The following is a 1,592-nucleotide window of genomic DNA, read 5'->3' as shown; positions in this document are numbered from 1 at the left end:
CCACATAGCTAGAGCCGGAATCGAAGCCGTTGGAGTCGGCAAAGGGTGCGCCAATGATCAGGTCATCGACGCCATCGCCATTGATATCCCCGGCACTGCTCACCGAACGCCCGGAAGCGTCATTGATTGATACCCCATCGAGACGAAAGCCATTGCTGCCATTGAGGGTGGATAGATTGAGGGGGATACTAAAATCACCACCACCAAATACCACATAGCTAGAGCCTGAATCGCTGCTGTTGGGGTCGGCACCCGGTGCGCTAATGATCAGGTCATCGATACCATCGCCATTGATATCCCCGGCACTGCTCACCGAACGACCGGAATAGTCATTTGCGGCTACCCCATCAATACGAAAGCCATTGCTGCCATCGAGGTCAGCCAAGTTCAAAACGGGATCAAACGCCATCTTTTTTCTATTGCCTATGTATTAATTGGTTTTCACAGTCGTTCCAGTCGGGCACCCTACCTGGGTGCCCGTTATCCCTCACCCATCGAAATCACATGGCGGATTTCATCGGAGCGAATGCCAATGGCCATCGGCCGCTGCACCGCTGGAATGCTCACCACGTCATAGAGTTCTGAAACCGTTCCTTCAATGCGCAACGAATGCACCAGATCACCACTGCGCAGGTCAATCACGCCAATGCCACAGCGCGGTTCTGCTGCCTTCTGGACTAGGGCAGCATCTAACGCTAGTCCCTGAAAACTCTTGTTATGCCGGGGCTCTGATAGCCCAACAATGGCAAAGTCTCCGGCAAACGCTAGTCCACGCAGATAGCCAGGGCAAAAGGTCACCGCTTCAAACTGGCCGGTTGCAGGATCGATAGTCCCAAACTCGCCGGTTCCAGAGTTCAATAGCCAGAGGCGATCGCGATACCACCGGGGGGAATGGGGCATCGATAGCTCTGTGGCAATGATTTCGTTGCTCTCAATGTCAATGACGCAACCACCATCACTGCGATGGTCGCGCCAGCCATCGGCCACATCACTGCGGCTCACGCTCGTCACGTATCGCGGTTGCCCATCCCGCAGCGCCAACCCATTGAGATGACAGCGATCTTCGGCAGCTAGCTTGCTGATAAAGGGTGGTTGCCACAAGGGGACAAAGCTATGGGTTTCACTGACAGTTGCTAAGCAGCTAAACAGCGTATTGACAAAAACTGGGCGGGGGTTGCCCTCTGTCATCACCACATCATGGATGTCTAAATCACCGGTGATGTAGGACATCTGCGGCACATAGACGGCATCATAGCCCTGATAATCTTGCCCAGGACTGAGGCTATTTTCAAAGCGCCACAGTTGATAGAGCGTACTGAGGTAAAGGCTATTGTGATGGACGGTCAAGCCCATGCAGCGTTCGAAGGTGCGTTCAAAGACCGATAGCTGTCCGTTGGGTTGAATCCCAATCCAAAATACCTTTCCGGCTTGATAGGTTGTGAAGGCTAGACTCAGGTGCTGTTGGGCTAGCCAAGATGTAAATTGTCGCGATCCGCTCAACTCCAGACGAGAGGAGTTTTCAGGCATTCTGTTAAATTTATCTCAAACATAAGCGAACTCATCCCATACAGCAAAGCCGTGACTGTCAAGCC

The 1,592-nt window shown here is 53.0% G+C and carries 2 protein-coding genes; both read right to left on the bottom strand.

From position 1 onward, the window contains the following. Positions 1 to 409: integrin alpha (locus JUJ53_RS18155; protein ID WP_204153456.1), on the bottom strand; the 409-nt coding region annotated here is incomplete at its 3' end. 71 nt (positions 410 to 480) lie between these two features. Beyond that, positions 481 to 1,527, bottom strand: a complete 1,047-nt coding sequence (locus JUJ53_RS18150) for a TIGR03032 family protein (RefSeq protein WP_204153455.1) — start codon at positions 1,525 to 1,527, stop codon at positions 481 to 483. Positions 1,528 to 1,592: the final 65 nt, after the last annotated feature.

This window comes from Leptolyngbya sp. CCY15150 (genome assembly GCF_016888135.1).
Taxonomy (GTDB): Bacteria; Cyanobacteriota; Cyanobacteriia; order RECH01; family RECH01; genus RECH01.
This window is presented reverse-complemented; position numbering and strand designations above follow the sequence as displayed.

Coding starts and splice junctions, on each gene's coding strand:
- JUJ53_RS18150 (WP_204153455.1), bottom strand. CDS start 1,527: ATGCCTGAAAACTCCTCTCGTCTGGAGTTGAGCGGATCGCGACAATTT.